Annotated in this window: 3 protein-coding genes; 2 read left to right on the plus strand and 1 reads right to left on the minus strand. The window is 43.9% G+C overall.

The genetic code is table 11. From position 1 onward, the window contains the following. Positions 1–157: 157 nt before the first annotated feature. Positions 158–340 (plus strand): hypothetical protein, encoded by a 183-nt coding sequence (locus tag TW84_RS21635; RefSeq protein WP_045977689.1) that lies wholly within the window; start codon positions 158–160, stop codon positions 338–340. Between the two features lie 329 nt (positions 341–669). Here the strand turns inward: TW84_RS21635 and TW84_RS21640 are convergent, their stop codons facing one another. After that, the gene (locus TW84_RS21640) at positions 670–1632 is read right to left on the minus strand and encodes a M23 family metallopeptidase (RefSeq protein ID WP_045977690.1); all 963 of its coding nucleotides are present in this window, start codon (positions 1630–1632) and stop codon (positions 670–672) included. Positions 1633–1896: 264 nt separating this feature from the next. Between TW84_RS21640 and TW84_RS21645 the strand changes: the two genes are divergently transcribed. Further along, positions 1897–10106: Ig-like domain-containing protein (locus TW84_RS21645; RefSeq protein ID WP_045977691.1), on the plus strand; the 8210-nt coding region annotated here is incomplete at its 3' end.

A 10106-nucleotide genomic window follows, 5' to 3' on the forward strand; every position in this document is an offset into this window, starting at 1 on the left:
AGTGCGATCCCGCCCTGGGGTCGGTTATGAGGGGAAACTATGTAAAAAGCGTAGATTGCACCAAGTTTAATCGAGCTTTTCCGATTAGTTTTATCGAGCGAGATAAGTTCGCATAGGGATGGAACCTCTATATTGACCTAATTTGGGAGAGCAAATCATGTCTAAAGACAAGGCTAAAGAAAATGTCGATATTGCTGATAAATCACTAGCTCAGCAGGGAGCTTTAAACGTTGAAGATGTAGAGAATTCGTATCGCGATATGAATACGCTTTTGGAACAGGCCAGTGGAGTAGAAGTTAATGGGACAGACACTTTAAAAACCCCCAGTCAAAAGCATTAAAAGAGAACGTTATCGACCTCTATTCAAATGTAAATCAAAAACGAAAAGAGACGGAATGACAGTAGAAATAGTTAAAAGGACAGGCACTTCGAACAGGCACTTCGAACACTTTGAAAAGAAAAAACAGAAGTTAATGGGACAGACACTTTAAAAACCCTAACGGGACAGACACCCTAAAATCCGCTAACGGGACAGTCATCCTAAATTCCTTCACCCTAAACTCCCTGCCCAACACTAGGTTAGTCTGGGCCCCATCGAACCCAGACAGACCTTGTTGTTCTGCGAAGGATACACCTTATACCCAATCAGTCAGAGTAGGTAAATCGTAGTTAATTGAGCTGCTGGCTTAACTGCAAGTAGGCGTTTTGAGCGTCTTGAGACTGAGATGACACCAGTTGCACCGCGACTTTTTCGGCAAATGCGCGTTTTTTCTCAAAGTCGATCGGCCGTCCATTCTTCCAAAGTTCAAAATGCAGGTGAGCACCAGTCGTTCGCCCTGTATTACCACTCACACCCACAGTTTCCCCTTGTAAGACAATATCGCCTTTTCTTACATAACGTTTAGAGAGGTGCAGATAGCGTGTTTTCAGTCCGCCTGGGTGTTGAATCACCAAATAGTTTCCCGCAATCGGGTGGTATCGAGAGGCGATAACTTCACCGGAAGAGATACTCACCACTGGTGTGCCTACAGGTACGGCGTAATCCGTGCCAAGGTGGGGAGCCATGGTGCGAGTCACTGGGTGTAAGCGAGAATGGCTGAATTGCGAGCTGATCCTGAACTGGCGAGAGACAGGAGACAGGAGCAACTTATCTTTATAAAAGCGCTTTCCATCGGTACTAAACAATGATCCTGTTTTGGTACTGTAGACATAATACGCATGTGATTTGTCTCGATATAAGAATGCGACAAGTTGGTCGTTTTCATCAAGCTTGAAAGCAAACTGTCCAGAGCCAGAAACGGAGTTAATAAAGTCGAACTTACCTGCCGATAGGGAGGTGAGATCTTGAATCGTGTTTGGGGCAATACCTAAACCTAACGCAGTGCCATAAAAAGAGTAGCCGACATGGCTGCTAATAAACTTATCTTTTTTTATGGGGATTTTTGGTGTTCTTGTGTCGTTTTGAATAGTGTTATTGACTTTATTGTTGTGCACATTGTTGGGTTGGCTAGTCGGAACGTCACTTAGTGGAGATATTTCGACTAACAAGCATAGGCTTAATGGAATAAGCGCCAGATACCAGAAAGACAAATAGTCTCGATAAGTTTTTTGAGGGACAGACGTTGAATGCATTTTAATAGTTATTTGAGATTTTCGGCTAATGATAGGGTTTTAAACAATAAAATCCATATAAAAAATCAATGGATACTAGTCATAATTAGTCGCTTTGAAGGCTTATATATACTTTATGCCATTAACCAGCGCCGATAAATAATTAAAAGCGTTTTATTGCTAGTGAAAATGATGTTTTTCATAGTCAATATGCCACGTTGAGAAAAATAATTTAGTAAATATAATCGTTGAAAATTTAACTTGTCATTGGCATTGGCTTAAAAAATGAAACACTATAATTATCTTGCACTGAGTGCATCTCTACTACTTGTCGCTTGTGGTGGCGGCGGTGGTGATGGCGGTGGTGACAGTTCGCCACCGTCAAGAACCATTGGTTCAATTTCTGGCAATGTGTTTGATGCGCCAGTATCGAACGCGAATGTCTATATTTGGGAGTATGATAATGGCCAGCAAGGGCGCCTGATTGCTTCGACCAAAACAGACACAAGCGGTAATTATAGTGTTTCAGTGGAATCGGCTTCCCGCCCGGTATTGATTCGAGCTGAAGGCGGGTCGTATATTGATCCTGCTACAGGACAGGAAGTGTCTATCAGTCAAGAGGGCAGTATCCGGTTAGACAGTGTCGCCAATTATGTCGAAGGCTCACAGCAGTCAGTCATGGTAACGCCTCTCACTAACATGGCCGCTGGTTTAGCGAAATATAAAATTAGGGAAGGCTCAAGTGCATCGACGGCGGTGTCTCAATCCATTAGTGCGATTGAGGGTATGTACGGCTTTGACGCCAATACCACCCGACCTGTTGATATTACCAATGGCCCTCAAGGTGCGTATGCGACAGATGGCCATAAGTACGGAGCCTTGCTAACGGCCTATTCTTCCTATGCGAAGGATATGAAAATACAAAAAAATGGTTCCGAGAACGAATACTCGTCAATAAACCTTGCACGGATTCAATATAACGATATCCAGTTGGATGGTAAGTTGGATGGGCAGGGTAAAGTTGGTAACCATAGCCAGAGTTTGGACTTTGGTGCGGTTAAAGTTACCAGCGAGCTATACACCAAAGAACTCGCTAAGCACGTAATGATCGCCGCCAATAGCCCCGAGTTGAATAAATCGAGTATTAAGGCGGACGAATTTAAACCTTTTAGTGATAAAGTTAATAAAATAGGTGAGGGAGATACCAGTGTCATTCCGGAACGTAAACCCTCTCCGATCGATTCTACGCCTCCAGTCGCGAGTCGACCAAAAGCAACCAAAAACGATATTATTGCGCGTACCGGCAGTATAGAAGTCAAACTTGAGGATGAAGTCGGCGTTGCGGTTCCCACAGTGGTACTCGAGTCTTATTTGAATGGCACCTGGAGCGAATTAGAAACCTGCCCAGTGGGTGAGATAGGTTCAAGCTACTGCGCCATCGACACTACTGAGTTTCAGCAAGGCTTAAGAAGCTCGAATGTTAAAATCAACGTCAATACTGTTTCCCTTGACGACCTCAAAATGAGCTCTGGTCAGGCGCGTCTGGTATTTTATACCGAAGACGTACTTGGCAACAAAATTGAGACCGGCTCAGAAGCTCATATCGTGAGTTTCAAATGGGATAACCAAAACCCAATCATTAAAGTGACTTCAGATCCGGGAATTAAAAAGGACACGGGCGAGACTGAGTACCTCTTGACGGGTACGGTTACTGAACCCACTTCTGGTGGCGTTACGGTTACTGTTTCATTTAAAGGGGATACGCCAGAAGGGTTAGTGTGTTCTCCTACTGCAGATGACGGCGTATGCCAATTTTCTAACAAGTATAAGTTGGAGCAATTCGGGACATCGACAAAGTTTGAGATAACTGCTACGGATGCCCAAGGCAATGTCGGCCGAGAATACCATTTTGTCACCCAAGATGCTAGAGAGCCAAAGCAGACGATAAGCTATCCGCAGGAGGAAGTTTCATTTGTACTTGAAGATGAGTCCGGTGCCTTTAGTAAGCCTTACCCTGGAGATTTCACGGTAAGTACCTACAACGCATCATCGGTACTGACTGCAAAAAACTACCTCAATATCGATTATCAGTATGCTGCTAACAATATAAGAAATAATGTCGATGTTAATTTCCAGTCGTTTAATGTTGACTACCTACACCGAAACAAGATCCCATACATCAAGGTAAAAGTATGGGACGAGAGGGCGCCAGATGGTGTTAATGTTGGTACTCCGGCTAACAAGTTAACATTACAGGTGAATTATTCCGTTAGTAAAGGTGGTCAAGCTGACTACAGCGGCGGAAAGACGATCACCGCCAATGCGTATAATCAACAAGAAAGCGTTACTATACCTCATGAAAAGATAAATGAGGAAGAAGGTTCTCAAGAAGGAGAAGATAAGTGGGTAGCATCAATGACCTACTATATCCCCTTTACCAAAGATATACTCGGAGAGACATTCAGTAAAATATCTGAGTCTGACGCGCAAAAGCTGGTCATTAGTACCACCGATGGCTCGAAAAACGTGTCGGATCCGATAACAGTATACTTCAAGACAACTTTCAACTTACCTACCTATACGGTTGTAACGCCTTTTGTTGGTGCGCAAGCGCAGTTACAAGGGTTAGAAAGTACGGGCTTTACTAATATTGATAATTGTACAACAACACAAAACTATGAGTCGGGTCAAGAACAGGCTCGTGATGTTGCGTCTTGCTTGTTGCGTGGCAAAAAGTCTGATTTCGACTTCTTACGAATTAAATTGGCAAGCCCAAAGGGCAAAAACACATACTCCTATAACTGGACTGATGATGGTAGTGCCCCCGAAGAAGTTAACCTAGAGGATGCTAATTTTGGAGTTTACTTCGAGAAGCCAAACGGCTCTCAAACCTTTTATGTAACTGAACTTTCTACCTATCATACTGGCCTATTCGACTATCGTTGGGACAACTATCAAGGTACGAAAAACACTGAAGTTGTGAAGTCATTTTTAGCTGAAGTGAATAACGCAGTGGCGTTACAAAAGCCAGGTAGTTTTTTTGGCTTTGACCCTACCACTACCAGTTATGCGACCAACGAAATGTTGCGGGGTCCACACAAAGAACCATTCAGTAAGCTAGCTGTCGAATATCAGCATCGTTTCCTTGCAGAATCAATGGCAAACATGTCTAAAAAATGGCCGCGAGTTTCTCCTGATGTACTTGCTTCCAAGTTTTATGAAGATCTAAGGGCAGATGGTAAGCCTGATGGAAAAAAAGGCCAAACTGTCATTGAACTGGATGGCGACGAGTTGAATGCAGACGTCTATCGTACCGGTTTAGCCCAAGCATACTTTGATTTACTAACGGGTAAACCTTGGGTAAAAGACAGCATCGCGCAGTTGTTTGCGGATGATATATCCAAAGCTAGGCCGATGTTAGGTACACTGGACCTATTTGGTAAAGATGGAGTCAGTATTGATAAATACGCGCCTGACGTAAAACTCACGGTAGCGGGTAGAACCTATACTGACAAAAATCAACAATATGTCGCAGGTAATATCAATGCAACACTGGTTGTCTCTGACCCATCGGGCATAAAAGATAAAGATGATGCATCTACTCCGTTAACTTTCGCTCCGATGTGGTACAAACGCTCAACCCCTAATCACGGAGAACTAGCCACAGGCATTTCGTTCAAAGCAAAGGATAAAAATGATGGATACGTCAAACAGTTCGATTTTTCTGTTGATACCGCGTCAAGTGAGCATAAAGACAAAGTGGAATTGGCTATCCATACCAGTGCAATGGATAACCAAGGAAACGGTTATGGCTACACAGATGATAAGCGTAAAGATTCTCTCTTCATCGATAACGAGCCACCTAAAGTCTCTTTGATTCGCCCTAGTGTCCTCAACACCACCACAAAGCTCACCACACAGCTTGGCTCAGACGTATACCTAAATACGAACAAAATTGTGCAGTTGGAATTTAAGGTCGAAGACACCGTCCATGACCAAAAAGACAAGCGCGCTCTGTTGTTTAAGGATAGCACGGGTCAAACTACAGAATTTAATCCTGATTATTTTAACAATGTGGGCGATGAAAGCTTTACTATTAACCTCTGTAAGAAAGAGACTAATTGTACTAAACCAGTTAATCCAGGTGACGGCGAATGGAAGGTTTATGTCAAGGCGATCGATAACTTGGGCAATGAGGTCAACGAGTACTCAACATCAGCACCGGAATTTATAGTTAAGATTGACTCAATACCACCTGAAGTTGAAAACAGGACCGCAGAAAAAATGCTGGGAGGCAATACCACATTAAAACCTGCGCCTATCTGGGGCGATCATAGCCCAGGTGACAAACTTGATGTCAGGCTCCGAATAGGTAGTGGTAGTCCATTAACTTTAGGTTTTTGTAGTGATGACGATACTGTGCCTTGTTTGGAAGGGACTCAACCTGACGTTGGCGTCAAGCTTATTGCCGATGCCTTTACGCATGGTCAAACCAATACCTTGTTCTATAGAGCGACAGATAAGGCATACCCACCGAATACCAGTGAGAGAGGAACAATCGAATTTCAAGTCGATAAAAAAGGGCCCGTTATCAACTTCCAAGACCCATGGTTAGTCGACTATGTCTCACAAAAGACAGGTGTATTGGGAGCTAAGTTCTCGGCGAAATTTAATAGTGTCACAGATGACTCCGGCGTAGAGAAAATCTCGCTTTATCAGAAAACAGACTCCGGTGAAACCTTCTTAAAAGATTGGACAGCAAGCGAGTGGAGCTCTAGCTTTGAGGGCACATACTCGGCAATCAATGACGAGAACAAGATTGTTACAGACGACAGTAACCGCGCTAAGCTTTTTGTTAAAGCGACCGACATTCATGGATTTGTATCAAGTTCCAATGTGTCTAATGTGATCATTGATACGCAAGGCCCATCACTAAAATTGAATGGGCATCAAGAGAATGATTTTTATGTGCCCGGTTATGAGCTCACGATCATTGCTGAAGACTATGACGACAACGGCTCGATAAACTCAAATGGTGTAGATAAGGACAAGTTTGAGTATTGGATATTCAAGGGCGATGTTGCGCCAAATGGAGAAGGAACCAAGCCAAAGGAAGTTGAAGGCCAATATAAGATCCCACTACCGTCAAATCTCGATACAACGGGTGAAGATGCTATTACCGTAAAATTGAAGGCGCAAGATATCCGCGGCAATGTTTCCACGGTGCCATTTAAACTGCATATCAAACAGAATGCACCAGAAGGAGAAATAACTGATGTTGTGTACGCCAATAATGAACCTATTGGCGATGATAAGACTATTACTAAAGATGAAGATATCAAACTCCTTCTGCGGATTTCAGATATTAGCGGCATAGATGAGATAACCGGCTCTTACCACTTTAAGAGTAAAGAAGCCGGAACTACGACTGGTGAAGAGGCCGGAACTACGCTCAGTTTTACTTACAAAGGTGAGGATCAATGGGAATCTGTTATTCAAAGCAACGCGCTGGCTAAAGATGGTGATTACGCCCTATCTATTGACGTATACAACAACGCCAAATACTTAGAACCGGCACAGCGAAGACCTCTAGAAATAAGACAGACGTTAAGTGTTCAAAGGCAAGGGGTAAGGCTTAAGGTTAAATCGCCGGAAGATTTCCAAAACTTTATAGCCAATGGCGAGCTAAAAGTGGATTTTGAGGTAGAAAGCGCAGTCACACCAGAAGAGCTCCAATGTTGGGTTCGTGAAAACTATAATTCGAACCAAGCACCAACAGATAATGAAGCTTCCTCTGGGCGAATAGAAGGTAATCTTGGGAAAACCCCAAGTTGTACGGTGACGTCTACGCAGAACTTTAAAGGCTCAGATGTGGTATTGATTGTTAAAACCAAAGGCACCAACGGAACACCGAACGTGCAAAGGTTTACGTTCAAGGAAATGGATGTCGAACCACCAACGTCTGTGCAAAAAGACTACCTATTAAAGGGTGAAAACGTTATTCCAGCGAGTCCATCTGCAAATAAAGACAAGCAATTAAGCATCCAGCTCGGATTTACTGACGAAGAATCAGGGGTCAATATTAATACAGATCCGCAAGACTTTAGACCACAGCTTGTTAGAATCAACAATATTGATCCAATAAAGCCTAAAGAGTGTGTACGCAATTCTGATGGTGTGACATGTCGCTATATTGAGAATTACACAACTTTCATCGATCCACGTAACGCGGAGCATATCTTTAACGTTAAGAACTTAAGTGATAATGCAGGTAATACGGCCGACGTCTCTCAGCTTTCATTAAAGCTTCCGGAAGGCAAACCGACAATTGCAATCACCAGTACAGACGATATTGAGAACCCCCTTGCTGAAAACACCGTCGTTAAGGACCTGATAAGCATCAACCTTAAAACGCTGTTACCTAATGGCTCGAAGCTGGAAGTATTAACTGTCGACGTAGGTGGCACCACTTATTCTACTGCCAATACCAATCATAAGGATAACTTTGAGGCAGTCACAAAGTGTGGAGAGAATGACGAATACTTATGTGCGGAGTTTAACGCTAACGTGCCTGACACTGACGTTCAATCCTTGGTGGTTACAGCGAGAGCGATGGATGTGTTTAACCGCAAAAGTGCTCTTAATGGTGAGTCTAATCAGGTAACGTTTATCGTTGACAAAGAAGCCCCTAAGGTTGGTAAAACTGTTGTGATAGAGTCACAACCGGGCGACAAAGTCAGATTCACTTTCCCCATTACCGACAGCGGAAGCGGGTTAGCTAAAGTCACTTACACAGTGACAGAGCTAGGAACGAATTTCACCAGAGAAGAAAAAAAAGGTGATGACCCTACCTACTTTGAGGTAGAGGCATCGGAACTGGCTAACAAGAACAAGTTGACAGTAACTGTCACGGCTGAAGACAAAGCGGGCCACGTGTATACAGAGAATAATATGGAGGTCAATATAGCGCTACCCACTGTAGCGTTATCTCTGAAGGATAATGCGCGTATAGAAGGGGGATTGCTTGTACTTGGCCGTACCAGTCAAGAAATGACACTAGAAGTGAATGCTACGAGTAGTATTACTGCAAAAAGTTACCGTATCACTCTTGTGCCTGTTTCAACTGGAGAATCAATCGAACAGTCGGCGGTGTTCGGCGGCACGTCTGCGACCAGTACATTTAGCTTCAAAGACACGGATCAAGGCCAGTACATGTTGAAAGTGGCGGTAACGGACTCGATTGGTCGCACGCTTGAAACGTTCACTTACGCGGGGAATGAGTATGGCGTTGAAGGCATAAAGTCTGTCGTTGATACCCAAGACCCGAGCGTGAGTAACCTAAAAGCCGAGCAAACAACCTTCGCACCAAATGATAATGGCGAATACTTAGTCGAAGTGACTGCAAACGTCTTGGATACGAACTTGAATGAGGTGAATGCAGAGCTTGCGTTGAAAGCAGGTGGCGACAAAATACGGCCTAAATCTGTAGTAAAACCGACTGACAATAGTAAGCCGTACGTCTACAGTTTCTCGGTCCCAGCGGGTGTTTATCGGGTTGCGATTAAAGCTAGTGATCTTGCCGGAAAGATCAATCCAGCGCAAGAAATCGAGACCGAGGTTGTTGCTGCCACGACCCCAGAGGTAAAAGCAATATCAGCCGCACCGCAAGGTCCGATTGGCGGTAACAAAACGACTACTCTGAATATCAAGTTTTCTGAAAAGGTCCAAGACTTTATTCTGAGCGATATAAAACTCACCCAAGTGGGCGGAAGCGATGACGTTGGCACCCTGAGTGAATTATCTACAACAAACAACATTGATTGGACCGCAAACTACAAAGCGCCGCAAGGAGAAGATAAAACCATCACCTTTACCCTAGAAGACGATGCCTATCAAAGTGAGAAGGGAATCAAGGGTAAAGGGTCTACGTTTAATCTAGAGGTTAAAGGTGTATTGCCAACAGTAAAATCACTATCGCTCAATCCTGAATATGCAGATACAGGGGATACCATCAATGTGACAGTGGAATTTTCACAGCCGGTCTCAGAGCCTTCGGAGTCGTATCTCAATACCAGCACAACCAAAATCAATTGGGATGCCGCTAGCGGTGAAAGTGACAGTTGGGCAGGTACGGTCAAGGTTCCAAGTGCCAATGACACAGATCTTGAAATGCCAATAGTGATCGCTGGTTTTAGTGATGCTTACAAGAATGAGGGCGTAGCCTATCAAGATAAAAAGTTGTTACTGAAACCTAAGGTAACAATCTCTAAGCCTGTAGTGAGTGCGCGCAAAGTAACGGTAAAAGGAACTACCACAAGAACAGGGACATCCGCGGCGTTGAAGCTAACGTTTAAAGATAAGAATGGCACCACAGTGACCCCACTCAAAGACGAAAGCACGTCGGATGGCGCTTTTGAACAAACGGTGACGTTTGGTGAGCTATCGGGCTTAGCCAGTGGTTCAGTCGATGTCACCGCAGTGGTAACCAACGGTCA

Source organism: Vibrio neptunius (genome assembly GCF_000967495.1).
Classification (GTDB): domain Bacteria; phylum Pseudomonadota; class Gammaproteobacteria; order Enterobacterales; family Vibrionaceae; genus Vibrio; species Vibrio neptunius.